Source organism: Roseburia sp. 831b, from assembly GCF_001940165.2.
GTDB lineage: Bacteria > Bacillota > Clostridia > Lachnospirales > Lachnospiraceae > Roseburia.
This window is the reverse complement of the sequence record NZ_CP135162.1, coordinates 960,241-986,586: the sequence shown is the minus strand read 5'-3', so window position 1 is coordinate 986,586 and position 26,346 is coordinate 960,241. Positions and strand designations below refer to the sequence as shown.

23 protein-coding genes, 1 pseudogene and 1 other annotated feature are annotated in these 26,346 nt (G+C 40.4%); of the genes and pseudogenes, 7 read left to right on the top strand and 17 right to left on the bottom strand.

The window, feature by feature from the left end:
* Window positions 1-172: 172 nt before the first annotated feature.
* The 4 genes from BIV16_RS04385 (at window position 173) to BIV16_RS04370 (ending at window position 2,890) form a co-directional block, all read left to right on the top strand.
* On the top strand, window positions 173-616 hold the full coding sequence (locus BIV16_RS04385; RefSeq protein ID WP_075679172.1) for a hypothetical protein: 444 nt from the start codon (window positions 173-175) through the stop codon (window positions 614-616).
* A gap of 136 nt (window positions 617-752) precedes the next feature.
* Window positions 753-941, top strand: coding sequence for a type II toxin-antitoxin system HicA family toxin (locus BIV16_RS04380; RefSeq protein WP_075679173.1), 189 nt, complete (start codon window positions 753-755; stop codon window positions 939-941).
* A gap of 28 nt (window positions 942-969) precedes the next feature.
* Window positions 970-1,368, top strand: a complete 399-nt coding sequence (locus BIV16_RS04375) for a type II toxin-antitoxin system HicB family antitoxin (protein ID WP_075679174.1) — start codon at window positions 970-972, stop codon at window positions 1,366-1,368.
* Window positions 1,369-1,387: 19 nt separating this feature from the next.
* A complete protein-coding gene (locus BIV16_RS04370; RefSeq protein ID WP_075679175.1) occupies window positions 1,388-2,890 on the top strand; it encodes a recombinase family protein in 1,503 nt (500 codons plus the stop codon).
* A gap of 32 nt (window positions 2,891-2,922) precedes the next feature.
* Here the strand turns inward: BIV16_RS04370 and BIV16_RS04365 are convergent.
* From BIV16_RS04365 to BIV16_RS04335, 7 genes and pseudogenes are all read right to left on the bottom strand, one after another.
* A pseudogene (locus tag BIV16_RS04365) lies at window positions 2,923-3,015 on the bottom strand (manganese catalase family protein); the annotation flags it as partial.
* The gene (locus BIV16_RS04360; protein ID WP_075679177.1) at window positions 3,015-3,287 is read right to left on the bottom strand and encodes a spore coat protein CotJB; all 273 of its coding nucleotides are present in this window, start codon (window positions 3,285-3,287) and stop codon (window positions 3,015-3,017) included. The pseudogene BIV16_RS04365 and the gene BIV16_RS04360, both read right to left, overlap by 1 nt.
* Window positions 3,287-3,514, bottom strand: a complete 228-nt coding sequence (locus BIV16_RS04355; RefSeq protein WP_075679178.1) for a spore coat associated protein CotJA — start codon at window positions 3,512-3,514, stop codon at window positions 3,287-3,289. The genes BIV16_RS04360 and BIV16_RS04355 overlap by 1 nt, the downstream gene beginning before the upstream one ends.
* A 71-nt stretch (window positions 3,515-3,585) precedes the next feature.
* Window positions 3,586-4,752: a hypothetical protein gene (locus BIV16_RS04350; RefSeq protein WP_075679179.1), complete on the bottom strand. Its 1,167-nt coding sequence runs from the start codon at window positions 4,750-4,752 to the stop codon at window positions 3,586-3,588.
* Window positions 4,753-4,764: 12 nt separating this feature from the next.
* Window positions 4,765-5,598, bottom strand: a complete 834-nt coding sequence (locus BIV16_RS04345) for a hypothetical protein (protein WP_075679180.1) — start codon at window positions 5,596-5,598, stop codon at window positions 4,765-4,767.
* A 16-nt stretch (window positions 5,599-5,614) separates the two neighbouring features.
* Window positions 5,615-6,850: a DUF5716 family protein gene (locus BIV16_RS04340; RefSeq protein ID WP_075679181.1), complete on the bottom strand. Its 1,236-nt coding sequence runs from the start codon at window positions 6,848-6,850 to the stop codon at window positions 5,615-5,617.
* Between the two features lie 33 nt (window positions 6,851-6,883).
* The gene (locus BIV16_RS04335) at window positions 6,884-10,432 is read right to left on the bottom strand and encodes a DUF5717 family protein (protein WP_083625023.1); all 3,549 of its coding nucleotides are present in this window, start codon (window positions 10,430-10,432) and stop codon (window positions 6,884-6,886) included.
* A gap of 88 nt (window positions 10,433-10,520) precedes the next feature.
* Between BIV16_RS04335 and BIV16_RS04330 the strand changes: the two genes are divergently transcribed.
* Window positions 10,521-11,612: a pyridoxal phosphate-dependent aminotransferase gene (locus tag BIV16_RS04330; protein ID WP_075679182.1), complete on the top strand. Its 1,092-nt coding sequence runs from the start codon at window positions 10,521-10,523 to the stop codon at window positions 11,610-11,612.
* 6 nt (window positions 11,613-11,618) lie between these two features.
* Here the strand turns inward: BIV16_RS04330 and BIV16_RS04325 are convergent, their stop codons facing one another.
* From BIV16_RS04325 to BIV16_RS04300, 6 genes are all read right to left on the bottom strand, one after another.
* Window positions 11,619-14,045 (bottom strand): cation-translocating P-type ATPase, encoded by a 2,427-nt coding sequence (locus tag BIV16_RS04325; RefSeq protein ID WP_075679728.1) that lies wholly within the window; start codon window positions 14,043-14,045, stop codon window positions 11,619-11,621.
* A gap of 192 nt (window positions 14,046-14,237) precedes the next feature.
* Complete coding sequence (gene gltA, locus BIV16_RS04320; RefSeq protein ID WP_075679183.1) at window positions 14,238-15,623, bottom strand: NADPH-dependent glutamate synthase; 1,386 nt, start codon at window positions 15,621-15,623, stop codon at window positions 14,238-14,240.
* Between the two features lie 48 nt (window positions 15,624-15,671).
* Window positions 15,672-16,550 carry a sulfide/dihydroorotate dehydrogenase-like FAD/NAD-binding protein gene (locus BIV16_RS04315; RefSeq protein ID WP_075679184.1) on the bottom strand — a complete coding sequence of 293 codons (879 nt, stop codon included), beginning with the start codon at window positions 16,548-16,550 and terminating at the stop codon, window positions 15,672-15,674.
* A 104-nt stretch (window positions 16,551-16,654) separates the two neighbouring features.
* Complete coding sequence (locus BIV16_RS04310) at window positions 16,655-17,467, bottom strand: ABC transporter ATP-binding protein (RefSeq protein WP_075679185.1); 813 nt, start codon at window positions 17,465-17,467, stop codon at window positions 16,655-16,657.
* Window positions 17,461-18,432, bottom strand: coding sequence for an ABC transporter permease (locus tag BIV16_RS04305; protein WP_075679186.1), 972 nt, complete (start codon window positions 18,430-18,432; stop codon window positions 17,461-17,463). Before BIV16_RS04305 ends, BIV16_RS04310 begins: the two co-directional genes overlap by 7 nt.
* Window positions 18,433-18,474: 42 nt before the next feature.
* The gene (locus BIV16_RS04300; protein ID WP_075679187.1) at window positions 18,475-19,548 is read right to left on the bottom strand and encodes an ABC transporter substrate-binding protein; all 1,074 of its coding nucleotides are present in this window, start codon (window positions 19,546-19,548) and stop codon (window positions 18,475-18,477) included.
* A 132-nt stretch (window positions 19,549-19,680) separates the two neighbouring features.
* Window positions 19,681-19,920, bottom strand: a binding site (T-box leader).
* 184 nt (window positions 19,921-20,104) lie between these two features.
* On the opposite strand from BIV16_RS04300, the gene BIV16_RS04295 reads away from it, so the two are divergent.
* Window positions 20,105-20,914 (top strand): bacteriohemerythrin, encoded by an 810-nt coding sequence (locus BIV16_RS04295; protein ID WP_075679188.1) that lies wholly within the window; start codon window positions 20,105-20,107, stop codon window positions 20,912-20,914.
* An 85-nt stretch (window positions 20,915-20,999) separates the two neighbouring features.
* Here the strand turns inward: BIV16_RS04295 and BIV16_RS04290 are convergent, their stop codons facing one another.
* The 3 genes from BIV16_RS04290 to BIV16_RS04280 all read right to left on the bottom strand — a co-directional run bounded on the left by BIV16_RS04290 (window position 21,000) and on the right by BIV16_RS04280 (window position 25,006).
* The gene (locus tag BIV16_RS04290; protein ID WP_075679189.1) at window positions 21,000-21,941 is read right to left on the bottom strand and encodes a TIGR03943 family putative permease subunit; all 942 of its coding nucleotides are present in this window, start codon (window positions 21,939-21,941) and stop codon (window positions 21,000-21,002) included.
* A gap of 30 nt (window positions 21,942-21,971) precedes the next feature.
* Window positions 21,972-23,132 carry a CobW family GTP-binding protein gene (locus BIV16_RS04285; RefSeq protein ID WP_075679190.1) on the bottom strand — a complete coding sequence of 387 codons (1,161 nt, stop codon included), beginning with the start codon at window positions 23,130-23,132 and terminating at the stop codon, window positions 21,972-21,974.
* A 137-nt stretch (window positions 23,133-23,269) separates the two neighbouring features.
* A complete protein-coding gene (locus BIV16_RS04280; RefSeq protein ID WP_075679191.1) occupies window positions 23,270-25,006 on the bottom strand; it encodes an ABC transporter ATP-binding protein in 1,737 nt (578 codons plus the stop codon).
* A 210-nt stretch (window positions 25,007-25,216) separates the two neighbouring features.
* On the opposite strand from BIV16_RS04280, the gene BIV16_RS04275 reads away from it, so the two are divergent.
* Window positions 25,217-25,855: a lactate utilization protein gene (locus BIV16_RS04275; RefSeq protein WP_075679192.1), complete on the top strand. Its 639-nt coding sequence runs from the start codon at window positions 25,217-25,219 to the stop codon at window positions 25,853-25,855.
* A 240-nt stretch (window positions 25,856-26,095) separates the two neighbouring features.
* Here the strand turns inward: BIV16_RS04275 and rpsU are convergent, their stop codons facing one another.
* Entirely contained in the window at window positions 26,096-26,272 is a 177-nt protein-coding gene (gene rpsU / locus BIV16_RS04270; RefSeq protein WP_006856185.1) for a 30S ribosomal protein S21, read from the bottom strand.
* Window positions 26,273-26,346: the final 74 nt, after the last annotated feature.

Below are 26,346 nucleotides of genomic sequence, written 5' to 3'. Positions count from 1 at the left end.
GATTTTTTTACTGGTAAATTTTTCCATGTGCATATTATCTCATAAAAATTGTTCAGAATGGCAAACACTTTTTTCACCAACTTACGTCAAACGATATGGTTTTAAAAAAATTTATATGTTATAATTTTTATTTAAACACATAAAAAATTTTTTTACGAAAGGAAATGACGTTATGAAAAAGATTTTGTTATTATTTGTTACCATTTTGACCATTGCACTATCCGGATGCGGTTCAAACTCTAGTGATGAAACCGGAGAAATTAAAAACGGCACTTATAAGATTGCCGACAGTACATTCGTATTTAACGACGAAGTTCCTAATGATGTGACCGGGAACTGGCGTTTAGCCACGACCGATACCGCTTGTGATGTGACAGAATATGCGGTTGAATATTATCAAACACTTTTTTCCGATAATGCTGAAATTCATGCCATTATTAACAAAAAATTTAATACGACCACACGTATAAATGCTATATCAGATGATTTGTTATACGTCACTGTTTATGACTATGTAACAAATGAAGAAAAGGATGCAAAAAATTTGTTTACTGGAACTGAACTCGACGAATATCAAATTACGGTTTCCACGGGTGAAGTTGAAAAAATGAAATAATTACGATACGAAAAGAGTCTTGGATAAAATTCCAGGACTCTTTTTATATATTTATACGTAATTATACATATTTTCCATTGACATACGTATACTTACGTATTATAATGAAGTCAGATAAGGAAAGGAGCTACAAAAGATGCCAATGACGTCAAAAGAGATGATTGCACATCTCAAGAAAAACGGTTTCAAAGTCATCAGTCAGAATGGTTCACATGTAAAAATGTTTAATTCACAGACTGGGAATACTGTAATCGTTCCTTATCACTGCAAAGACCTGAAAAAAGGTATGGAGCAGGCAATATTGAAACAGGCTGGGTTGAAATAACCCAGCCCCTAAAAATAGGAGGTTTTCTATGAATAAATTATTTTACCCGGCAATTTTCCATGTAGCAGAAGAAGGAGGTTTTTGGATTACTTTTCCGGATTTGCCTGAATGTATGACACAGGGAGACGATATGCAGGAAGCTTATAAAATGGCTGTCGATGCTTTGGGTCTCGCTCTCACCAGCCGTGAACAGGAAAAACAAGAAATTCCGACTGCATCTGAATTAAGCCAGATTACTTTAAATGAAAACGAATATTGTGTTGTTATTGAGTTTGATATGCTCGCGTATAAAAAACGTACAAACTCTAAAGCTGTGAAAAAAACTCTTAGTATTCCGGAATGGCTGAATGAGGAAGCCATTGCTCTTGGATTAAACTTCTCACAAGTGCTCCAAGAAGCCTTAATTCAGAAAATCAATGCAAAATAATTGATAATAGAGGGATAGTATGGGAAAAGAATCTTTAATATTAAATTCTAAAATTGGCGCAATTTATATTCGTGTCTCGACTGATAAACAGGAGGAACTCTCTCCTGATGCGCAAAAGCGTTTACTGATTGATTATGCTAAGGCAAACAACATTGACGTGCCAATGCAATATATATTTATCGAAAATGGTATCTCCGGTCGACATGCGGATAAAAGACCGGAGTTTCAGAAGATGATTGGTCTTGCAAAATCCAAGGATCATCCGGTCGATGTAATCCTTGTGTGGAAGTTTTCACGTTTTGCAAGAAATCAAGAGGAGTCAATCGTTTATAAATCTCTATTGAAAAAGAATAATGTCGATGTAATTTCAATTTCAGAGCCACTTGTCGACGGTCCTTTTGGTTCGCTCATCGAAAGAATCATTGAGTGGATGGATGAGTACTACTCTATTCGTCTTTCCGGCGAAGTCATGAGAGGAATGTCCGAAAATGCTTTACGTGGAAATTACCAAGCCCCTGCTCCTGTGGGATATAAATCAGTAGGTTCAAAGCAGCCACCTGTTATCGACACGGAGACCGCAATCATTCCTCTCACATGTCGAAAGATGTTCCTTGAGGATAATAAATCTCCTAGGTCCATTGCACAGTATTTAAATGCCTGCGGTTATAAAACGAAGCGTGGAAATTTATTTGATGCGCGCGGAGTTATATATATTTTAGTAAATCCATTTTATGCTGGAAAGAACAGATGGAATCTTTCAGAAAGGGGCAGACGTTTAAAAGACCCTTCCGAAGTCATTTACTCCGATGGAAATTGGGAACCACTATGGTCATATGATGATTATAAAAAAATGGCAGCAAAAGTTGAAGCAACACGGCTTCGAAACGCAAATACTGGCAGAAAATCAAAACGTGATTCAGCCTACGCAAATCATTGGCTAATGAGTATCATGAGGTGCTCAAGGTGTGGAAAGTCACTTGCGTTTCAAAATCGAAATGGAGTGCCTGGTTATAACTGCTGGAGCTATGCAAAAGGACAGTGCGACGAATCTCATTATATCAGGGTAAATCTTATTGAAAAATTCGTAATTGAAGGCCTTGACAATCTGCTTCACCAAGATAAACTTCAATATGAGATAATAAATCACGTTGATTTATCCGACTCGAAAACTATTGATATTGAGCGAAAATTAAAAAAACTAGATACAAAGGAAAAACGGGCAAAAGACGCCTACATTAACGAAATTGATTCCCTGGAAGAATATAAGGAAAATAAAAAAAGAATCGAAAATGAGCGTAAAAAATTACAGCAAGAACTTGATAAATTGAATGTCAAAAAGAAATATGACACTAGCGAACTCGACCAAATGATGTTTAAAAACATAACTGATGCATTAAATGTATTGAAGGATGAAAAGGCAGAGAATGAGGAAAAGGCGAACGCTATTAGAAGCGTTGTTGAATGCATTGTCTTTGACAGAAAAAACACCAGCCTTGATTTTCATTTAAAGCTAGTGTTGTAGGAATTTTTATATTATCTGTTATTGCAATACAGACCGCCATATTGACTAATCACAATCTGTGCAATCTTCGCATTCGGTCTCGTAATATTAATTGGATACTGTAAACGCTTCTCATAATTCCACATTACATACAACCTCCTTCCCATGGCAATGGCTGTTCTCCCCAGCTCCAGTTACAGTCCGGATTTGTTGTATCTAAGGTAAGTGGTCCAAAATGTTCTGCATAAGTTTTCAGTGCAGTGCGTCTTAAATCCTCATACTGGTTAAAATACGAAAGCGCAGCCTCATCCTTTGGATGCGTATCCAGATAAAGTGCAGCGTCTAACGCAGCGAAGCTTACCACATTGATATAATGCAGCAGCTGTCCCTGATTGAGTGTCTGACAATTGTAATTCATCAATGCATCATCCCCCTTCTTGAACGAAATACCTGGTCTGTTCCAAGAAACGGTTTATCTAACTCTGGAAAAATTGTTCCAACCTCTAGCGCTTTTTCCGGTTCATATACATTCTGAAAATATTGCCACGGAACGTATGCCATCGCAACGGATTTACCGGAAACGTTTTCCCTGCTATTTTCTCGGCAAGACGTTTCCATGGAATCCTGCATCATGCAATTTCTCATGCTCTTTCCCTCCCTTGATGTTCCTACACCATAACGTATGAAACATTTCAAAAAAGGTGCATCTTAAGACACTACTTTTCTAACCCGCTCATACGATCTATCGCATCTAGGATTTCCTGTACTTTTTCCGTATGGGAACCCATTTTTTTCATCATGCGTTTCACGTCCCTGCGTTCCTTTTTCATTTCTTTTAAGTAAAATGCAATCTGGTCACGTGCGTTTTGTCTTCTCACTAAAAGTTCGTGTTTTACTTCCACCATCTCTTTTTTATCCGTCAGGGCATTTGCCTGTGCCACCCATACTTTAGAATCATACAGATGGTACTGTTCTAGTACACGAATCAGTCTTCCGTTGAAATATTCCAAATCCTCATTGGTTCTTTCATATTTTTCTTTTTCCTTTACCGTTTCCATGTACTGTTCCCACACGTAATTTAATTCGTAGGCATTTTTTACATGAAATTTCTCACACGCATAGTCTACGGCGTTTGTGATATTGACATATTTGATTTTCACTTTATTTAACAGTGTAATTGCACCGTTGATGTTGACATCCGACTGTTTGATTTCAAAAGCAGCATCCTGCATTTTATAAAAAATGTAGATACCGCAGACAGTTGCAGCAAACAGCAAAATCGTCCACGCAACCTTTGTATCTGCGTCAAATCCAACTGTAAGTGTAGTTAGAACAATCGCCGCAATCACAAAGACACCAAGAAGTGCGTATGCCGCATTTTTCATAATTTTCTTCTGGCGGATCATCTCCTCTTTGTGATATGCCCACTGATGTTTTTTGCCTTCTAAGTAAGTCATATCACGTTTTACCGTCATCTGGTAAAGTTCATTCGACTGTAATCTTTTGATTGCAGCCGGCATATTTGCCTCCTCCTGCTGCATCTGGATGAAATGTGCATCTGAAATCTTCTTGGATGTCTGCAAAAACTCATCCCGTGCGTTATTAAGCTGTACCACATTCTGCGCAATATCTGCAACCATCTTCGCCTCATCCGGTGGGAGATTTTCCAACAATTCAACATCTCCTAAATAAGACGTTATCACGCGGTATTCATTTTTGGCATCCTCAAGTTCCCCGGAAAGTTCTATCAATTGCTCGCAGTTTTCAATGGCAATATGTTCGATGCTTTTTTTCGCTGTTGCTTTCTTTTCGGTGCCTTCGCTTTCAAGTTCCTCGAAGGTTTCTTCTGTTTGTTTTTTTCTTCTCTTTTTAAAAAATAACATGTTCTTCCCCTTTTATTTCTTGCAGATTCTTCTGTACTCACTTTTCCATTTGGCTATCATTTCCGAATAGTCCTGTTCAAACGCCTGCATCCTGCCTTGCTTTTTTAGCTGAAATAGTGCTTCTAACTGCTGTTTGAAGTTTAGGATTTCATCCTCTTGCTTTACGATTGCAATCTGCCTTAACAGCTCATTTTCTTCTTCCTGGCTCATACAGTATGCCTGCGTTGCCTGCTTAAATCGCGGCTCACTCTGCATACACCAGACCGACAGCAGGTATTCTTTTTTGGATATTTCCTTCTGATTCCATTCGTACGCAGTCCGATAACAAAGGGATGCTTCCTGAAACAAAAACATTCTCGCATACGCTGTTCCTAAGTTGTGCCAGATACTTCCAAGGAGTATCCCGTCTAATTCCTCCTGCGAGAGAAGCAACTGATGATATGCCTCGATAGCGGCACAATATTTTTTCTTTTGAACCATCTGATCAATCCGAAGCTTTTTGCGTTCTAAATCCGGCTTTTCCTCAAACCGTAAGAATTCCTGCTTCATCTCTGCTAAAACCTGCGGTGACGCATAGGAGACTTCCTGTTCAATTGCAAACACAAAATCCTCTAAACTGCCATTTTCTGTTCGAATCATGCGCAGTTTATTTGCAAGCGCCTCTAACCCTTGTTCCTGTTCAATCCAGTTACACAATGCTGCGCTCATAAAGTCATTGTCTAAAAGGTACGTGTATTGTTCCATGAAATAGCACAATTCTTCCATGGAATAAACGTTACAGGCACCGCTTTCGATATAAAAAGGATGTTCCGCTATCTGGCTTTTACATAATAATAATTCTCCCATATGTTTCCCCTTTATCTTACAATGTCATTGTATATCCCCACGTCTTTTGTGAGCTTTCAAACCAGTCCCCAAATCCCAGGTCTGTAATACGGATGCTCACTGTTTCATCGGATAACGGTTTTGCAAAAATGCGAAGCCTCGTCGTTTTATTTGGCCTTTTGGGCAAATCGGAAAGTTCTAATGTCTCTATTTTAGCCTCTCTGCTGTTTGGAAGCTGTAACCAAAACTGAATCTCTTTTGTTCCATCCAGAATTACTTCGCAGCTTCCGTTTGTCTCATACCAGTTTTCGCCTGCCGTAATGAGGGTGAAAAATCTAGTTTCGCCGCCATCTCTTACCTTAAGGCTGACATTCACCTTCATCTCATTATCGCCCATATAGACAAACGGCCAGTCTGTCTCCTGCTGCTTGCAAATCGCTGCGTAACAGGCGCCCTTTGAGTACAGATTTTTTCCAAGGAAAACCCTTCTTCCCTTACACAAAAAAGCAAGTGACTGTTTCATCCAGTTTCCATCAAATCCGTCCCCTATCAGGTAGACACTTGATATCATCTTTTTTTGAAAAAGGCCAAGCGCATAATGATAAAACTGTCCATCCTTATCAGAATCTGAAAATAACATCTCATCCTCTGTGATTTCAATCATCTGCGGATCTGTCTTTTGGTTTCTCGTCGCATAATAGGTTTTGATTTTTCCCTGTTCACAGTCGAACAGGCAGACATCATGAAACCATAACTCCTTTCTTTGATGAAAGGCAAAATAATAAAAACTTTCCTTCTGGTCAATCACAAGCAGCTGACTTTGTTTCATTCCAAGCTGTGGCAGAATGGATAAAAATAAAGAGACCGTCTCCTCCTCCACCTCTTTTAAGACAATCACAAGCCTGTCCGGTATCATTGGATTTCCAAGTTTTCCTGGAAGCTGCATCACTTTTTGTACAAACAGCGCAAACAAATCCAACGCATCATACTCCATGTCTTCAATTAAAACCTTCTCCCTGCGTTTTGCCCGTAACAAAAGATTGTCCACGCACAAACTGGTGTCCAAGCCCACCACATTTTTTGCTTCATCCCCGAAAAACCATTGTCCAATCCCTCTTTTTTTTGCCAGGAGTATTGGAATCTGATAGGCCTCGCTTCCTGCAACCGTACTCATTGTGACCGGCTCTTCCTCGCCTTCTCTCCAGTAACTAATCATTGCCACGTCCTGGCTGAAATCGATTCCAATATCATACGCTCTTTTGCTGTCTGCCATGCCTATCCTCCTTTCTTTTCACATCAAGACGTCTTACAATAATGTAAAGAATGTTTCCGTCATTCTGTCCATCTGTTGATATTCCTGCATCTGTTTCAAAAGTTTTTCATCATCGCCAAACGCCTCTAGCATCATCATTTCATTTAGCATATGATACCGTCCGTGCGTCTTTTCTGACATGATATCCTTATTTACAATCGTGCCGCTCTCGGTGATTTCGCTTTTTCCATCCCATTCCTCTGTCACATAATACTGAAGATGCTCCCCAAAGAATACAATAAATTCCTTTACATAAATGCCTTCATAGACTTCTTTTATTGGCTCTGTTGTAAATTGGTTTTTACTGTCCTCCATCCGAAAATGAATCGTAACACGCCGCTTTGGTTTGCTCCGGTATTCAAAAATCACCTTATCATATAACTGGTATTTTTGAATGACCCTTTGGTCGAATTTTTTATAAAATGCAAACAACATATTCTTTTTCATAAATTCAGACAATAGTTGTTCTGCATAACCAGATTGTTCTCCCGTTAAGGTAATTTCTGAATAATGCAGCAGCAATGCCAGACGGCATGCTGCCGTCACCTCATCCTCTCTTCTTAGCCGCTGTTCTATCTGCGGGAAAACATTGTCGGGAATTACCATTCCTTTTACAAAATACTGATAGGAAAAATAACTCAAATATGCCATGCATACCAGTTCACTACCGCCTGCCGCCTCATATGCGTCAAATATTTTTGCAGCATTTTCTATGTAACCTGCCGTGTAGAGCATCTGCGTTAAAATGCGCTCCTCCAAATCAAACGTGTCAATCTCAAATTCGCAGGCATCCAGATAAAGGCGCTCCATCTGCTTCGTCGGTCCATTGTAGTACTTCGAAAGATAAATCATCATGATATCATTGAATTTTCCCTTTTGATAAGTATCTGCCACCAGCGTGAGCAGGAAATCATCCTCCTCGTATTCTAATTCGGTAATCTCATAACTGCAAACCGCAACGCGTGCCGACGCATCCATCTGTTCATAGCCATACTGCTGCATCCGTTCATACACTTCTCCATAACGGCGCATCTTAATCAAAAGTAACAAAATCTGATTTCTTTCCTCTGGCAAAAGTTTTTCATAATCTGCTCTTTGGATATAAGTTTCTAGTGCTTCGTTATAACTACAATCGTCGTTCTGGCAAAGAGCAACCATCTTGGAACCAATTTTTTGCTTATATTCTTCCCGCACTGCGTTATGTTCAAGCAGGAAGCCAAAATACAACCAGTCCTCGTTGGAAATCTGCTGGTACACCGCATGATTTTCAAGATGGTAAATCAGATACGGGAGCTCCCCTGGTGCTAATTCAAAACATTTTCGAATATAGGCACTCGCCTTCATCAACCGCTCTAACTGATAGGAAAAACTCATTCCATAACGGTTCTGATTGGCGTCCTCTAAAAGAATCACATATTCATTCGAATAAAGTGCAAAATATGCAACGCCTTTATTCAACGTGACAATCTGTGGCTCCTTAAGCGGTTTCTGATAGATAATAACTCTTTTGGCACGTTCGTCAAAACAGGTAATTTTATGTGTAAAAAGAATCTTGGAAAGGCAGGATGCTAATTCTTCGTTTAAGACCCCTGTTCCAATCATTTCTTCATAGATAACTGCCAGATTATCGTCGATGTGTCCCAGTTCAATCTGTTCCATCGCAAAATGTTCCATCACCTTACGATAATTCCAGTAGACATCCGGCTGTCTTTCTTTTCCGGCAATAATATTCACATACAACACTGCCTGATACTGGTAAGGAAGATTGCACCGGTACTGAAAATATCGCTTCAAAATGGATGGCAGTTCCGTGACACCTCTTTGTTCCATCGACATCAAATACGCCTCATACAACCCAGTAATGCGTAAATTTTCCTCTATACCGGCACGGTACCACTTATGGTACATCTCCTTGTAGCAATTCCCTTTTATCAGATAACTGCATATTGCAAAAAGACTCTCATCATCCTCTAAAACCTGATAGCAGGAAATCAAAAGTGTAACCAGTCTCTCGTCATATTCGCGCTTTTTTTCCGCTAAGGCAATCACCTGGCGAGCCACATCTTTTGTCATCTTTACATATCTTTTTGCCCAGGTTAATAAGCGGATTTCAAACTCATCTAAACTGTGCAGCAAATATGGCTCCTGCCAGATAAAATAATATGCCTCTATATAAAAATATGGAGATACCCGTCCATCTGCCATCCATTCTGAAATGGCACGGAGTTTCCTCGCATTGTTGTTGTAATACCCGTCCTTTAAAAACAGCAAAATCCAGAACAGCAAATCACTTTTCGGATGTTTTCGGAAAATAGACTCAATCTCATTCGTCAGACGATTCACATAGGATTCTTCCCTCTCTGCCAGCGTGCAAAGGTACAGATAATAGCCATACACCGGTGTATCGCGGAATTCATACTCTCTTTTGAACCGTTCTAAAATCCAGCTTGCCTCCTGTGTCTGTTTATTAATCAAAAGTGCCTGTGCCTTCATCAGCTCGTACATTGGATTTTCCGGCTGTAACGCCATCAGATGATTCAAAAGTTCCACCGACCCTGTCGCCCATGTACCGGTCACAATCTGCTTGAAACGATAGGAAAGATAAAGCTGCATAAGCACAAGCTTTGCCTCCTTTACCTGTCTGTGTACACTTTTTAATTCCGGTTCCTTCTCCTCTTGCCTGCTGACACAGATTTCCACACTTTCCTTTTGATATGCATTCTCAAACGTAAGTCTGCCATAATTTTTACCATCGTGTAGTGCCTCTTCCCGGATATAATACTCAAATGGACACACGCTTCCAAAGAAGTCGTCATTTGATAAATGTTCTTTGTCCGGAATTAAAAAAGGAGCGTCACTCGAAACCTTGATGGAAACATATCCCCACTGGTCTTTCCGAACCTCAATCCGTTCTTTTCTCGATTCTGTTACCTCATAAAAGGAAGTTCTGCCAGGGTTTAGGGAAAAATTTATTTTTTTCTTCTTGTGAATTCCAATCAGAAATTCTTCCAGATTCTGACTGGATGCCACACCTTTTCCAAGTCCCTCATAAAGAAGTGCCTGTGCGCTCTCCTTCGGTTTTATCAAATTACAAAAGTAGTTCGAATAGAAAAGCCGGTATGCTTCGTCCCAGCTTTCTTTCGCCAGCATCACGAAATCGTCCAAAGAACGTATCTCACCCACCGAGGTTGTCGCATATAGCTTAGAAATGGACGCAACAAAAGAAAGGTTATATTCTCCCTGATTGCAAATAATGAAAAATTCACCTTTTTGAATATCACCTTCCATCAAACCTTCACTATGAAATTGATAACGAATCCTTACTTCCTCACCTTCAAACTGAGGTGTCAGGCACTCCATCCTCGGATTCGAGGAATAGACCATTCCACGTATTTTAACATGATTCTGACTTGTGATTACAAAATCACCGGTAAAATCTCTTCCCTCTAATACCTCTATTACAACCTTGTCTGTCGAAAGTGAAAGAATAGGCTCCGCGTATTCGAATTGTCCGTTCGCTAACTGTTGTATCCGTTTACGCAAAATGACACCTGCTTTTCTGCCAAACTATTATTGCTTTTTTATTCACAATGACTATAATAGATTATAAACTAAATTGGAGGAGTTATCAATGATAAAACACAAAGACCATTTTCACGGAAGTGACCTAGAGAAAATAGAAGAAATTTATGGAATTAAAAAGGAAGAGATTGTCAGTTTTTCTGCTAATGTGAATCCCTTAGGTGTCTCACCTCTTTTGCGCACTACACTTGCAGAAAAAATCGATGCTATCACAAGCTACCCGGACCGCGAATATGTCTCTCTTCGCAAATGTATTGCCTCTTACTGTGGCACTGACGTTGAGAATGTAATCGTCGGAAACGGTTCCACAGAATTGATTTCCTTATTCATCCAGATTGAACACCCTAAGAAAGCAATGGTAATTGGACCAACCTATTCGGAATATGAACGTGAAATTGCACTCGGTGGTGGAACGACACTTTACTATCCGTTAAAAGAAAAAGATGACTTTGCGCTTGATGTCGATGATTTTCTGACACACTTAAATGAAAGCATTGACCTTCTTGTCATCTGCAACCCAAACAACCCGACATCCTCCTGTATTAAGAGAAAACAAATGCGACAGATTTTAGATGCCTGTAAAGAGCACGACATCTATGTCATGGTCGATGAGACATACGTTGAATTTGCAGACAACATGGATGAAATCTCTGCCGTACCGCTCACAAACTATTACAATAACATTGTTATCCTGCGCGGTACTTCCAAGTTTTTTGCGGCACCTGGACTTCGTCTTGGCTATGCCATCACCGGAAACCGTGATTTGATCAAGTCCATCAACACCAGAAAAAATCCATGGACCATCAACTCTCTTGCCGTTGTTGCCGGTGAAACCATGTTTATGGATCAAGACTACATCAACAAGACAAGAAAGCTCATTTCCTCCGAGCGCGACAGAATGTACGATGCACTGTCAAAAAATCCAGATTTTAAAGTGTACAAGCCAAATGGAAACTTTATTTTAGTCCGCATTTTACGGGATGACCTGACTTCATCTGAATTGTTTGACCGCGCCATCCGTGAGAAAATGATGATTCGTGACTGCTCTACTTTCCCATTTTTAGACAACAAATACATCCGTTTCTGTATCATGAATCCAGAAGATAATGACAGATTATTAGAATGTCTTACCAGAAAGTAAGGTTTTTCACATACCAGCATTCTTTTTTGCAGACAATGCTTTTCTTTCATGTAACACAAGCTTTCTTAGGTACTCCACCAAAAGGGATAAGTATCTTAAAAGTGGCTCTGTAATAATTGCAAACAGTACCAGCAACATCGCGCACTGTTTTGAGATTCCCTGAATTGCGAACAGAGGGCGAATGAAAAGCATACAAAAGAGCCAGCCTGCAATCACACCTATCATCAACACTTTGTGGCCTCTTGTCATTGGTTGCGCAATCCGGTGTAAAATCATAAAACCAACAATTGCGACAATAATCGTACAAGAGGTAGAAACACAATCTTTATCTACCCCAAACTCCCTACAGAAAATAACAAGTCCACTTACCACAAGAAAATCTGTAAGTCCCGCCGGCAATGCTTTTAGGAGAACATTGCTTAAAAAATGTCCCTGAATCCGCTCTTTGTTTGGTTCTAAGGCAAGTACAAAGGACGGAATTCCAATGGTAAACATACTAATCAAAGAAACCTGTGACGGTTCTAATGGATAATCTAACATCAGAATCATCGAAAAGACGGCTAACAACATCGAGAAAATATTTTTCACCAGATAAAGGCTTGCAGTTCTTTGAATATTATTTACAACACGTCTGCCCTCCATCACAACGGAAGGCATTCTGGAAAAATCAGAATCTAAAAGGACAAGCTGCGCTACCTGGGACGCCGCATCACTTCCAGATGCCATCGCAATACTGCAGTCCGCGTCTTTTAATGCCAAAACATCATTGACACCGTCTCCCGTCATCGCAACTGTTTTTCCTTTTTTCTTTAATGCTCCGACAAGCATCCTCTTCTGCTGTGGTGTCACACGGCCAAACACGGTATAAAGACCTGCCGCACGCTCGATTGCCTCCTTGGACTTTAAGGTTGACGCATCCACATAGCGCTCTGCCTTTGCGATTCCTGCCTTTTTTGCAATCTGGGATACCGTCTTTGGATTATCCCCGGAAATAACCTTTATCTCCACGCCTCGTTTTCCAAAATAAGAAAACGTTTCCACGGCACCTTTTCGAATCGCATTGTTTAGTAAAAGAAAAGAAAGCGGCTTTGCAGCATCACACAACCGTTCGCCGGTCAGCTTTCCTTCATATTCTGCAAATACCAGCACACGATAGCCCTGGCTGCTATATGTTTCAATCTGATTCGCATATTCCAAATAAGCGTCACGCAGCACAAATTCCGGTGCTCCTAACACATACCGTTCCTTTTCAAACTGCACGGCACTATATTTGTATTCCGATGAAAAAGAAAAAATCTGGTCTGCCTTTCTTTTTACATTTCCATTAAAGTAGTCCTTGATGGCACGCATGGTCTCATTATCAGCCGTCATATTTCCGGCAAAATCTGTGATAAGCTGACTGATTTTTGTAATACGCTCTGTATTCGTCTCCTGCCCATCTGGAAGGACAAGCTCTGCCACTTCCATCTTCGGCACGGTAATGGTTCCTGTTTTATCGACGCACAATACATCTACCCTTGCAAGTGTCTCAATGCATTTCATATCATGCAGCAACACCTTTTGCTTTGCCAGACGCATTGCGCTTACAACCATTGCAACGCTTGCCAGCAAATAGAGTCCTTCCGGAATCATGCCAATCACTGCCGCAACCATACTTGTTACACTCTCCTTTAGCGTTGCACCAGAATAGATATATTGCTGCACAAACAACGTAATTCCGATTGGAATAATCACAATTCCGACTGCCTTTACTAGCTTGTCCAAGGAACGTATCATTTCCGACTGTTCCCCTTCTTTGGACTTGGTTGCCTGCAGTGTCAATTGGGATAAATAAGAGTCAGCTCCTACCTTTTCTAATCGGGCGACGCAATTTCCAGACACCACAAAGCTTCCAGAAAGAAGGCCATCGTCCTTTGACTTTTTAATCTCATCCGCTTCCCCTGTCAGTAACGATTCATTTACCTGAACCTCACCTTCTAATACCGTTGCATCCGCCGGTATCTGATCCCCGGCCCCTAAAAGTACAATATCATCTAAAACCAGCTGCTCTGCCGGCATCTCCTTTTTCTGTCCCTCCCGGATTACCACTGCTTTTGGTGTATGCAAAAGTGACAAATCGTCCAGCACCTTTTTCGATCGGACTTCTTGAATAATACCGATGCAGGTATTTGCCACGATAATCGGCAAAAAAGTAAGGTCACGGAAAGCGCCAACCGCAATCAGCAGAACCGCTAAAATTGCAAAAATAAGATTAAAGTAAGTAAATACATTTGACTTTATAATCTCACGCACCGATTTTGTTGCAGAATCTACCGCCTGATTTGTCGCATTTACTTCCTCACGCTCTTTGACCTGCTCAAAACTTAAGCCAAACTGCGGGTTTGCCAAAACTCTTTGTACCAGATGTTCTTCTTCCTTCTTCTCCTGTTCCATCGAAATGATCACGCCTTTCCTCTTGAACTCCTATCCTATCCATAGTATAACCTTTTTCGGCAGGTGTAACTGCATTTTTATGATATTTTAAGAAAAGTTTCAGAATGATTTCCATTTCTAAAACAAAAAAGATATCCACGTATCATGCGGATATCTTTTTTCTATTTTGTAATTTAACTACATTCGTCTTTCTTATTTATTGCTTAAGTATTCATGAATACCCTTGGCAGCAGCTTTACCGGCTCCCATTGCAAGGATAACGGTTGCAGCACCTGTTACGGCATCACCACCTGCAAATACGCCTGGTTTTGAAGTTGCACCATTTTCTTCTTCTGCAACGATACATTTTCTTCTGTTTGTCTCAAGTCCTTTGGTGGTAGAGGAAATCAATGGGTTTGGAGAGGTACCAAGAGACATGATAACAGTGTCTGCCTCAATCTCATATTCAGAACCTGGAATTTCAACCGGACTTCTTCTTCCGGATGCATCTGGCTCTCCTAATTCCATCTTGATTACTTTTGCTGCTCTTACACAGCCATTCTCATCTACCAACAACTCGGTTGGATTCTGAAGAAGATCAAAGATGATACCCTCTTCTTTTGCATGATGAACTTCTTCCTTACGTGCCGGAAGTTCTTCTTCACCACGACGGTATACAATATGAACCTCAGCTCCTAATCTCTTTGCGGTTCTTGCAGCATCCATGGCAACGTTACCACCGCCGACAACAATGACTTTCTTTCCAGCCTTAATTGGTGTATCATAACCGTCTTTAAATGCTTTCATCAGGTTGTTTCTGGTCAGGAACTCATTTGCAGAGAATACACCCATTGCCTGTTCACCCGGGATTCCCATAAATCTTGGAAGTCCTGCACCGGAACCGATAAAGACAGCCTCAAATCCTTCCTCCTCCATCAACTGATCAATTGTTGTTGATTTACCGATGACAACGTTTGTCTCAATCTTAACACCAAGGGATCTTACATTCTCTACCTCAGCAGCTACCACTTTATCTTTTGGAAGACGGAATTCTGGAATACCATATACCAAAACACCACCTGCTTCATGTAATGCTTCAAAAATTGTAACATCATAGCCAAGTTTTGCAAGATCACCCGCACAGGTAAGTCCGGCAGGGCCAGAACCAATGACAGCAACCTTATGTCCATTCATTTTCTCTGCTTTTTTTGGCTTGATTCCATGCTCTCTTGCCCAGTCTGCAACAAAACGCTCTAATTTTCCGATTGCAACCGCTTCTCCTTTGATTCCACGGATACATTTACCCTCACACTGGTTCTCCTGTGGGCAAACACGTCCACAGACTGCTGGGAGTGCGGAGGACTCGCTGATAATCTGATATGCAGCCTCAAAATTGCCCTCTTTTACCTCTGCGATAAAACCTGGGATATTGATGGAAACAGGACAGCCTTTCATACACTGTGCATTCTTACAGTTTAAACATCTAGCTGCCTCTGCCATTGCTTCTTCTTCATTATATCCTAAACATACCTCTTCAAAATTCTCTGCACGAACAAGTGGTTCCTGCTCGCGAACTGGTACTCTATTTAAAACGTCCATGAAAATTCTCCTTTTTCTTACATATTCTTCGATTTAAAAACGCAAACTTTACTGACAGTTTCCACATCCACCGTGATGGGTATCACCCTCCTGTAATTTTAACATTGCACGGCCTTCCTCTGTCTTATACTGCGCCTGTCTTCTCATGGCCTGATCAAAATCTACTTTATGTCCATCAAACTCTGGTCCGTCTACACAGGCAAACTTCACCTCATCGCCTACAACAAGACGACAGGCTCCACACATACCAGTTCCATCTACCATAATCGGGTTCATGGAAACAACGGTTGGAATTCCTAATTCTTTTGTCAGTTTGCAGACAAATTTCATCATAATCATTGGTCCGATTGCAACACAATGATCATAACGGATACCTTTATCCCAAAGTTCCTGTAACTGGTTGGTTCCCATACCATGGAATCCATAAGTACCATCATCTGTTGTAACATATAAATTTGTTGCAACTTTTCTCATTTCTTCTACTAAAATCAAAAGATCTTTTGTCTTAGAACCCATGATAACATCACAGTCAACGCCATGTTCATGAAGCCATTTTACCTGTGGATATACAGGAGCTGTTCCTACACCACCGGCAACAAAGACAATCTTTTTCTTCTTTAACTCTTCCACATCTTCTTCAATCAAATCAGACGGACAGCCTAACGGTCCGACAAAATCCTGGAATGCATCCCCTTCCTGTAAGGAAACCATACGCTCTGTTGATGCTCCGACAGTCTGGAACACGATGGTAATCGTACCTGCTTCTCTATCATAATCACAGATGGTTAATGGAATACGTTCTCCTTCCTCATCGATTTTTACGATAACGAACTGACCTGGCTGGCAATGTTTTGCCACACGAGGTGCTTTTACATCCATCAGATAAATTTTATCTGCAAGTTTTTCTCTTCTAACGATTGGATACATTTTCTTCCTCCTAAATCTTTTTGTATATACACTCACACTTTACCATAATAAAGGAAAAGCCGCAAAATAGCAACGACTTTTCTGATAAAATTGACAAATATTTTTTATTCTTCTACTTTTGAAAACAAAATACGATCATTATCCAGTTTTTTCCCGGCATGGATGGAAAATTGTTCTAACAAATCATCCACATTCATACGTTCACGCTCTTCTCCCGATACATCTAACACAATTTTTCCAGAATCCATCATTAAGGTCCTGTTTCCAAGTTCCAATGCCTGGTGCATGTTGTGTGTGACCATCAGACAGCTTATGTTCCGATCCGATATGATTTCCTTCGTCAGCGCTAATACCTTTTGCGCCGTGGCAGGGTCAAGTGCTGCCGTATGCTCATCCAAAAGTAAGATTTTTGGAGTAACCATCGTCGCCATCAAAAGCGTAAGTGCCTGTCTTTGTCCTCCGGATAACAGTCCTACCGGCTCTTTCATGCGGTCCTCTAAGCCCATATGCAAGCGTTCGAGATACTCACGGAACATCTTTTTATCGCTTTGTCTGATTCTGCTAAAATAAGCATTTTTTGCCGTTTTGGAACGAAGATACGCAAGTGCCATATTTTCTTCTATTGTCATATGAGGTGCCGTTCCCTTTAATGGATCCTGAAACAGGTGGCCAATCACTTTACTTCTGACATGTTCTTTCTGGTAGGTAATATCTTCCCCATCCAATAAAATAAGCCCTTCATCCACGAAAAAAGAACCCGTAATAGCGTTGAACAGTGTCGATTTTCCTGCTCCGTTACTTCCTATAATTGTTGCAAAATCTCCATCTTTTAATTCTAAATTCAGGTTCTGTAATGCCTTTTTCTCATTGACCGTGCCCGGATGGAAGGTTTTACTGATATTTTTCATAATTAACATGATGCGTTTCCTCCCTCTTCATTTTGTTTTGCCACAATCTCTTCATAGTAGACATGGTTCTGCTCTTTTGCTAAGCGTTTCTGTTTGTAGAATCCCGCCTGCTTTTTTATGTATGGAAGTGCAATTGCCACCGCTACAATCAGGGCTGAAACCAGTTTTAGACATTCTGCCGGAATACTAAGCGATAAGGCAACCGCCACCATAAAACGATACAGGCAGCTGCCGACCACAACACCAATCACACGTCTTACCATGCCGCCTTTTCCAAAAATCGTTTCTCCGATAATCAGACTCGCCAACGCAATGGTTACCATTCCGGTTCCAAGGTTAATATCACAGGATTTCTGATACTGCGCCAAAAGTCCACCGGAAAGACCGGTCAAGGCATTTGCAACACAAAGTCCGATGGTAATCATAAAACTTGTGTTAATGCTCGATGCCCTTACCATATCCGGATTATCCCCGGTTGCCCTTACCGAAAGACCAAGCCTTGTATTTAAGAAAAATGCGAGAAGAACTCCTATCACAACAACGACAATTGCTACGACAATCAGCTTATACCAGGTTCCTCCAATCAGATTTTTTGCATAACTGAACACTGAATCACAGCTAAACAGATTGATGTTGGACGCAAATCCCATCACCGCAATATTGATGGTATACAATCCAGTGTTTACAATGATACCAGCTAAAATAGATTCAATTCCCATTTTGGTCTGTAAAAAGGCTGTGATAAAGCCGGAACAGATGCCCGCTCCCATCGCTGCAAAAAGGCCAAGGATTGGATGACCTGCCAGTGTCACCGTTGCGCAGACCGCACATCCTAATGTAAAACAGCCGTCTGTCGATAAATCTGCAATATTTAAAATGGAAAAAGAAATAAACAGTGCTAACGCTACTAAGGAATATATAAATCCAAGCTCTAATGCACTTTGTATAATCGTAATTGAAAAAATAGAACCCATCTTCTTCTCCGCCCCTTATTTCTAAATTTTATTCCGTTTATCTTACTGGAATTCCTCTGCTGTCTTTGTCTCAACCAGTGCTTCTGCCATATCGGCAAACATGGTATAATCCAGTCCAATTGCCTTGGCTGTCTCTGTGTTGACCGTCACAATTCCGTTATCCAAGGTTTTAACCGGTGTTGTCTCTGGTTTTGCTCCATTTACCAAAATGTCTGCTACCATATCCGCAGTTGCCGTTCCAAGTTCTGCATAGTTGACACCGTATCCGCAGAATGCTCCGTTTAATGCAAAGGAATCTGCTCCTGTATAATGTGGAATCTTTGCATCCACAAATTTCTCATAGATTGCAAGTTCTGCTGTCATAACGGTATTGTCGGTTGGGGTAAAGACTGCGTCTACTCCGGCTGCCACAAGTGCATCTGCCGCTAAGGAAATCTCTCCGTTATTTGTTCCTGTTTTTTCTACATAAGCAATGTCATGTTCGTCACAAAAAGCCTTTGCATCCTCAATCGCACCGATGGAACCGTCCTGGCTCTTATCATAAAGTAAACCTAATGTCTTCAAATCTGGATTTGCTGCAAGCATCAGTTCCATAATAGCATTGGTGTCAAGAGCATCCGATGTTCCGGTAATATTTGCTCCCGGTGCATCCATACTTTCTACCAGTCCTGCACCTACTGGATCTGAAACTGCGGAAAATACAACCGGAATCTGATTATCTTCTGTCGCATTTTGCATAATCATTGCTGCAGGTGTCGCAATTGGAATAATCACATCCACATCTTTTGCAACCAAATCCGTTGCAATCTGATTCAGATTAGTCGAATCTGCCTGACCATTATATTTATAATCTGCGAAATCAAAAGTAACCCCAAGTTCTGCCCCCTTTGCTGCAAGTTCTTCCTCGATTGCTGCTTCAATCTGATTCAAGGATGCATCGTCAACATACTGCACAATTCCAACTTTATATACGTCTCCTTCTTTTGCACTTCCATTTTCTGTTGATGCTGTCTTGGCTGATGCCGCTGCATCACCTGATGCGCCTGTTCCACATCCCATCATGGATACCGAAGCCATTGCCAATACCATCATTACTGCCATCATTTTCTTTTTCATAATTTCCTCCATTCCTGCCTATTGGCATACCTCATTTTATTCTTTAGAAAAACCTGGGTCATATCTTTGCGAAACATTTTGTTTTATAAGAAAGGCTGCTTTCTTATAAAACAAAAACCGCCCCAAGCTAACGCTTGAGACGGTAATAAATTCTTATTATCGCGGTACCACTCATCTTGACAAAATGTCCACTCTATCATGTACAACTATACATGCCAACTTGATAACGGGTTTGGATCCCGGCGACTCCTACTGTATGTTCAGGCCGCCCTCAAAAGTCCATTCTGTAATCCTCTTCGTATCGCAATTCCACCATCTGCGACTCTCTGTAACTTCGATGAACTACTTACTACTCTTTCTCATCGGTTTTTCTTATATCAACACTTTACGACTTTAAATTGTTTTTGTCAACACAATTTTTGAAATATACATTTTCAACCCTAACTTTGCCTGAATCAGTCCCTCCCCCGTTGTCTTTTTGTGTTATCATAAAGAGAGGCAATTTTTTAATTTATGCATTTGCCTACATCATTTCAAAAGACAGGAGGCATTGTTTATGCATTATCAATTTACAGACGATTGTATGATCGGAATTCCAGAAATAGATGAGGAACACAGACAGCTGTTCCAACTGGTAAATGAACTGCAGGATATTTTAGATAAAGCTGATTCCAGTCAACTGCGTACCTTATCCGCATCCGTACTAAAAAAATTAGTGGACTATACCATCAAACATTTTTCCAACGAGGAGGCTTATATGGAAAGCATCCATGACCCGGAATTAGCACGCCAGAAAGAGGAACATGCTGCCTTTGTCGCAAGAATCAACCAGACCGACTTATCCGGTTTTTCAGATTCTGCGCTCCGTTATGCATTGCTTGACCTTTTAAACTACCTGGTTCACTGGCTGTTCGGTCATATTTTAGGAAGCGATATTATGATTGGGAAATTCCAGTCTCCATTTTCCTTTACCAATGAATATCTGACCGGAGTGGAACAGATTGATACAGAACACAGACAGCTGTTTGCCATCATCAAGGAAGCCAATGATTTGATTCATGCGGATTTGCTTCACGATAAATACGATGCTATTATGGCTGTTCTTTCCAAACTAAAAGATTACACCGTTAAACATTTCCAGCACGAGGAAGCTTATATGAAGAAAATCGGCTATCCGGGATTGGTTGCACAGCAGTATGCACACACTTCTTTCTGTGACAAGTTAAATGAGATTAATCTGGATGAGATGGACGACAATCAGCAGGCTTACCTAGAAGAACTGGTTGACTTTTTGCTGAACTGGCTTATTGTACATATTTTAAAAATGGATAAAAAAATTGGGGAATATGCAGCTTCTTTGAATTAAGTTGTTTATGGAAAGATGATTTGAAATTCAGGGTGTGCATCCATATCCAAAAAGAATGGCGAACCATTTGGTACGCCATTCTTTTTTAAGAAAAATATACAAGTTCATCTTCCGGTTTTTCTGCCGGCTCGATGGATACCGGATAAAGAACCGGTCCTTTTCCTTTGTATTCTTTTGCAAATTCTACCTGCACTTCTGCGGTAATATGAATCCATGATTTATGTGGAATCTGATCTTCCTCTTTATATTTACACTTAAATCCAATAAAGGTAACATCCTCGATGCAACAGGTCATCGCAAAACGGCCTGGAACAAAAATACCTTTTTTCAGCTTGTCCGGATTGTAGACAAGTGCAAGGAATTTTACTTTTTTCCCTTGATATTTCTTTGGATTATCCAATGCATCCATATACCAGATGGCATAATCGGCATCTGTGATTTCAATGACATCCTGGTTTAAATCGAACGGAAGTTCTTCCGGTCTTTCATCGATAGTACCATCTTTTCTCTCATAGACAATCTGGGCTTTCCGATTGTTAGCCTTTACAGTACGACGGTATTTTCCTCTGTCTGTATTGTCATCACAGCGGTTGAAAATCACGACATCAGCTGAGAAAAGCTGCTCTAAAATCATAGCTCTCATGTTGCCAAGATACATATCAAAAGTGGTGGCATCTACCGTTGCAAGAGACTGCACAATCACCCATTCTTTTGGAAGCTTCATCTCTAAGATGGTGTCCATTCCCCAGGTTCCATTGTACTCAATGAAAACCTGGTCTGGATGATATTCGTTATTCCACTCGTTTAATTTTTCTTCGGTGAACTCTTCTTCTTTTTCAATATAAACAATCTGTGTATTGATTTTATCGAGTTCTTCTTTTTCGTATTCTACGTCTCCGTCCTCACAACAGATGATAAGACTGTTTCCCTGCTCTGCAAATCCGTTTTCAATCAACGTATCCTTAATCAGGGATGTCTTACCGCTGTCCATAAATCCGGTAAACAGATATACTCCTACTTCATCCATACTTTTTATACCTTTCTATACCTAAAATTCTTAGGCGATTCCAAATAATTCTTCTAATCTGTGCTCTTCAATATCAGTACCGATTACGCAAAGTCTTCCTGTATAATCCGGCTCTCCGTCACGTAACTCGTACTCACCTGGAACCATATCGAAGTAAATCCAGGAACCATTGACATCTTCTACCATACCTTTTGCACGAAGGATGGTTCCGTATGCATCTGTCTCACTAAGTGTCTTTAAGACTTCCTCAATCTTTTCTCTTGTGAACTTGTGAGGTGTCTCTTTTCCCCAGCTTGTGAATACATCATCTGCATGATGGTGGTCATGATCGTGGTCATGGCAGCCACAGGTACAATTCTCGTCATGGTCATGATGGTGCTCGTGGTCATGATGATGCTCCTCATGGTCATGGTGATGTTCATGTTCGTCATGGTCGTGGTCATGGCAGCCGCAAGTGCAGTTTTCGTCATGATCGTGATGGTCGTGGTCATGCTCTTCATGGTCGTGATGGTGCTCATGTTCGTCATGGTCATGATGATGGTGTTCGTGCTCCTCTTTTGCATGTTCCTCTGCCATCAGTTTCACTTCCAAAGAATCCTGTCCTTCGATTACTTTTAAAATCTGCTCGCCCTTAATCTGATTCCATGCAGTTGTAATAATTGCAGCCTTTGGATTCAATCCCTGAATCTGTTTTACACAAAGCTCTAACTGCTCCGGTGTTGCATTCTGACTTCTGCTAAGTACAACCGTAGTTGCGTATTCAATCTGGTTGTTGAAAAATTCGCCAAATGCTTTCATCTGTTTGCTGGCTTTTAATGCATTTACAACTGTAATTAAACCATTTAATTTGACATCCTGTTCTTTTTCAACATCAATCACAGACTTCATAACATCGGAAAGCTTTCCTACACCGGATGGCTCGATGATAATACGGTCTGGATGATATTTGGTAATTACTTCATTTAAGTTCTTTCCAAAATCACCTACCAAAGAACAGCAGATACAACCGGAATTCATCTCTGTAATCTGAACACCGGAATCCTTTAAAAATCCTCCATCGATTCCGACTTCCCCAAATTCATTTTCAATCAAGGCAATCTTTTCTCCCTGAAATACTTCATCAATCATCTTTTTGATGAAGGTTGTCTTTCCAGCTCCCAAAAATCCTGATATAATATCAATTTTTGTCATGTCTATTTCCTTCTTTCCATTACATTATTCTCACACATTTCTGTCTGCTCATTTTTTCTGCAAACAGTTGTATTTTACTCGATTTTTTCCCATTTTGCAAACAATATGCAAAAGTTTTAGAAAAAAATCATATTTTTCTATTTGGAGAACTGCATTTGATACAAATTCTCATAAATACCGCCCTTTTGCATCAATTCTTCATGTGTTCCCTGCTCTTCAATTCCAACATCTGACAATACAAGAATTTTCTGTGCATTTTTAATCGTAGACAAACGGTGTGCAATTACAAATGTAGTTCTGTTTTTTGCCAGTTTTTCGAGTGATTCCTGCACCACCTTCTCACTCTCATTGTCAAGCGCCGATGTCGCCTCATCAAAAATCAGAATCGGAGGATTCTTTAAAAAGACACGTGCGATGGAAAGACGCTGTTTTTGTCCACCGGAAAGTTTAATTCCTCTTTGTCCGATATCCGTCTCATATCCGTTTGGCAGCGACATGATAAAATCGTGGGCATTGGCATTTTTTGCTGCCTCTATCACTTCTTCCCTCGTTGCATCCGGCTTTCCATAGCGGATATTATCGTAAACGGTACCGACGAACAGATACACGTCCTGCTGTACAATTCCGATGTGGTCACGCAAACTCTTTAATTTTAGGTCACGGATATCTTTTCCATCGATAAGAACGGCTCCATCTGTCACATCGTAAAAACGTGGAATCAGGGAACAAAGCGTACTTTTTCCCGCACCGGATGAACCAACCAATGCCATATAAGCCCCTGCCTCCACTTTTAAATTAATATGATTCAATACTTTTTCTGTATTTTCTTCGTACTGGAACGAGACATCTTTAAATTCGATATCGCCTTTTACATTGGTCAGTTCCACGGCATCTTTTTTGTCCTTGATATCCGGCTCCACTGCCATGATTTCCTGAAAACGTTCAAACCCTGAGTAACCATTTTGAAACTGCTCCGTAAAATCAATCAAAGTACGGACAGGGTCTGTAAAGACACTGATATAAAGCAAAAAAGTAAGCAAATCCGTCACATTTAAACTTCCCTTTGCAATCAAAAGTGCCCCCACCACAATAACATTAATCTGAATCAATGTGGTAAAGGAACCGAGGCCTGCATGGAAACTTCCCATATAAAAATAGCTGTTTCGTTTTGCACTTAAAAAGCCATCATTTCCCTTTTGGAACTTTTTCTTCTCAATTTCCTCATTTGCAAAAGATTTCACCACACGGATACCCGAAAGATTGTCCTCAATCTGTGCATTAATCTCAGCAATCTCGACACGATTCCGCTTGAATGCTTTTCCCATCCTGACATTCAAATGGAATGCATAAAAAATCATCACCGGCAGAATTGCAAACGCTGCCACTGCAAGTGCAGGACTGATGTTCATTAGAATCACAAACGCACCTACAATCTTAAAAATAGAAAGAATCAGATTTTCCGGTCCATGGTGCATCAACTCACTGATATCAAACAAATCAGCCGTAATTCTTGACATTAGCTGCCCTACTTTTTGATTATCAAAAAAAGAAAAGGAAAGTTTTTGATAATGCTCAAAAATCTCCGCTCTCATTTCATACTCAATCTCTGCTCCCATGATATGCCCATAATAGGAAATAAAAAATTTACTATAACAATCTATCGCAACCATCACAAGAAGCACCACTGCAATGATTGCAATCCGTTTAGTCAAAACCGCTACATCCTCATAGATAAGCGTAGATGTCACATAACGAATGACAAGTGGCAGCGCTAATGCAATCGCCGCTGATAACGCTGCAAAAAACATATCTGCCCAAAACATCTTCTGGTGCTTTTTATAGTACGATAACATTTTTTTCAAATTCTGTTTCATCACTTTCCTCCTTAAAATGCCATATTTTTCTATTCTATCATTCCAGTTGAAAAAAGCAAGAAGAAGATATCCATTTTTCATTCTAATTTCTGCGAAACAAGTCATTGTATTCTGAAATCAAAAGTATTAGACTTAACTTGAAATAGTGAAGATGAAAAAGATAATATTGTGTAAAAATTTACACATTCACGGAAGGATATGGTGATTACTATGAGTACACAAAAAATTTATAACGAACATCTTGCCCAGACGGTCATTGAGAATCTAAAAAAAAGAAATATGGAAGGTTATTATTGTGAAACTGCAATGGATGCAGTGGAAAAAGCCCTCTCTTTCATTCAAAAAGGGGAAACCGTTTCCTATGGCGGTTCTATGACTTTAGAAGAATGTGGTATGATGACTGCCCTCCGCTATGATTCTGATTTTACGTTACTGGATCGTGCAAATACAAAAACACAGGAAGAACGGGATAAACTGTATCACGAGGCACTCTCCTGCGATACCTTTTTTATGAGCAGCAATGCCATCACCGAGGCTGGTGAACTTGTCAACATCGATGGTACCGGCAATCGTGTTGCCGCCCTTATCTATGGCCCAAAACAGGTCATTGTCATGGCTGGTATGAATAAAATTGTTGCTACGGTAGACGATGCTTTCCATCGTATCCATCAGATTGCTGTTCCAAAGAACTGCATCCGGCTTGGCATAAAGACCCCTTGTGCTACCACCTGCGTCTGTTCAAGCTGTCTGTCACCGAACTGCATCTGTAACCAGGCTGTCATAACAAAACGAAGCGGTCAGCCCGGACGAATCAAGGTTATCTTGATTGGACAGGATTTCGGATATTAAAACATTAAGTGTGCGTCCCCACGCACACTTTTTTGATAGAATATTTTACTAATCTAAACGAAGTTTTACATAAAAAAGAAGCCTGCTTGCAGGATTCTCCGCCTGCGGCGGGTCGCATTTGCGACATTGTTCAACTCCACCGCAGTGCGATCCCTGCGGAGCATTTTTTTATGTAATAGGAACGAAATTTCCTATTACATAAAAAGAAGCTGTCGCATATGCGACAGCTTCAAGTGCGTATTAGTTATATTTTCTTTTTCTTGCAGCTTCAGATTTCTTTTTACGTTTTACGCTTGGTTTTTCGTAATGTTCTCTTTTACGAATTTCCTGCTGGATACCTGCTTTTGCACAGTTTCTCTTGAAACGACGTAAAGCGCTATCTAAAGTCTCGTTCTCTTTTACTATTACACTAGACATTATCTCACACCTAACCTCCCTCCAGTTGCGTATTGTGCATATTCAACTGTTTGGGTCATATATTTTACTGCACT

Excerpts from the sequence above, each read along its gene's own strand:
- BIV16_RS04300 (WP_075679187.1), bottom strand. The coding sequence starts at position 19,548 with ATGAAAAAGAAAATGATGGCAGTAATGATGGTATTGGCAATGGCTTCG.
- BIV16_RS04285 (WP_075679190.1), bottom strand. The coding sequence starts at position 23,132 with ATGACAAAAATTGATATTATATCAGGATTTTTGGGAGCTGGAAAGACA.
- BIV16_RS04360 (WP_075679177.1), bottom strand. The coding sequence starts at position 3,287 with ATGAATTACAATTGTCAGACACTCAATCAGGGACAGCTGCTGCATTAT.
- BIV16_RS04275 (WP_075679192.1), top strand. The coding sequence starts at position 25,217 with ATGAGTACACAAAAAATTTATAACGAACATCTTGCCCAGACGGTCATT.
- BIV16_RS04315 (WP_075679184.1), bottom strand. The coding sequence starts at position 16,550 with ATGTATCCAATCGTTAGAAGAGAAAAACTTGCAGATAAAATTTATCTG.
- BIV16_RS04280 (WP_075679191.1), bottom strand. The coding sequence starts at position 25,006 with ATGAAACAGAATTTGAAAAAAATGTTATCGTACTATAAAAAGCACCAG.
- BIV16_RS04350 (WP_075679179.1), bottom strand. The coding sequence starts at position 4,752 with ATGTTATTTTTTAAAAAGAGAAGAAAAAAACAAACAGAAGAAACCTTC.
- BIV16_RS04375 (WP_075679174.1), top strand. The coding sequence starts at position 970 with ATGAATAAATTATTTTACCCGGCAATTTTCCATGTAGCAGAAGAAGGA.
- BIV16_RS04380 (WP_075679173.1), top strand. The coding sequence starts at position 753 with ATGCCAATGACGTCAAAAGAGATGATTGCACATCTCAAGAAAAACGGT.
- BIV16_RS04290 (WP_075679189.1), bottom strand. The coding sequence starts at position 21,941 with ATGGATGAAGTAGGAGTATATCTGTTTACCGGATTTATGGACAGCGGT.
- rpsU (WP_006856185.1), bottom strand. The coding sequence starts at position 26,272 with ATGTCTAGTGTAATAGTAAAAGAGAACGAGACTTTAGATAGCGCTTTA.
- BIV16_RS04325 (WP_075679728.1), bottom strand. The coding sequence starts at position 14,045 with ATGGAACAGGAGAAGAAGGAAGAAGAACATCTGGTACAAAGAGTTTTG.
- BIV16_RS04345 (WP_075679180.1), bottom strand. The coding sequence starts at position 5,598 with ATGGGAGAATTATTATTATGTAAAAGCCAGATAGCGGAACATCCTTTT.
- BIV16_RS04370 (WP_075679175.1), top strand. The coding sequence starts at position 1,388 with ATGGGAAAAGAATCTTTAATATTAAATTCTAAAATTGGCGCAATTTAT.
- BIV16_RS04330 (WP_075679182.1), top strand. The coding sequence starts at position 10,521 with ATGATAAAACACAAAGACCATTTTCACGGAAGTGACCTAGAGAAAATA.
- BIV16_RS04310 (WP_075679185.1), bottom strand. The coding sequence starts at position 17,467 with ATGTTAATTATGAAAAATATCAGTAAAACCTTCCATCCGGGCACGGTC.
- BIV16_RS04355 (WP_075679178.1), bottom strand. The coding sequence starts at position 3,514 with ATGAGAAATTGCATGATGCAGGATTCCATGGAAACGTCTTGCCGAGAA.
- gltA (WP_075679183.1), bottom strand. The coding sequence starts at position 15,623 with ATGGACGTTTTAAATAGAGTACCAGTTCGCGAGCAGGAACCACTTGTT.
- BIV16_RS04305 (WP_075679186.1), bottom strand. The coding sequence starts at position 18,432 with ATGGGTTCTATTTTTTCAATTACGATTATACAAAGTGCATTAGAGCTT.
- BIV16_RS04385 (WP_075679172.1), top strand. The coding sequence starts at position 173 with ATGAAAAAGATTTTGTTATTATTTGTTACCATTTTGACCATTGCACTA.
- BIV16_RS04340 (WP_075679181.1), bottom strand. The coding sequence starts at position 6,850 with ATGGCAGACAGCAAAAGAGCGTATGATATTGGAATCGATTTCAGCCAG.
- BIV16_RS04295 (WP_075679188.1), top strand. The coding sequence starts at position 20,105 with ATGCATTATCAATTTACAGACGATTGTATGATCGGAATTCCAGAAATA.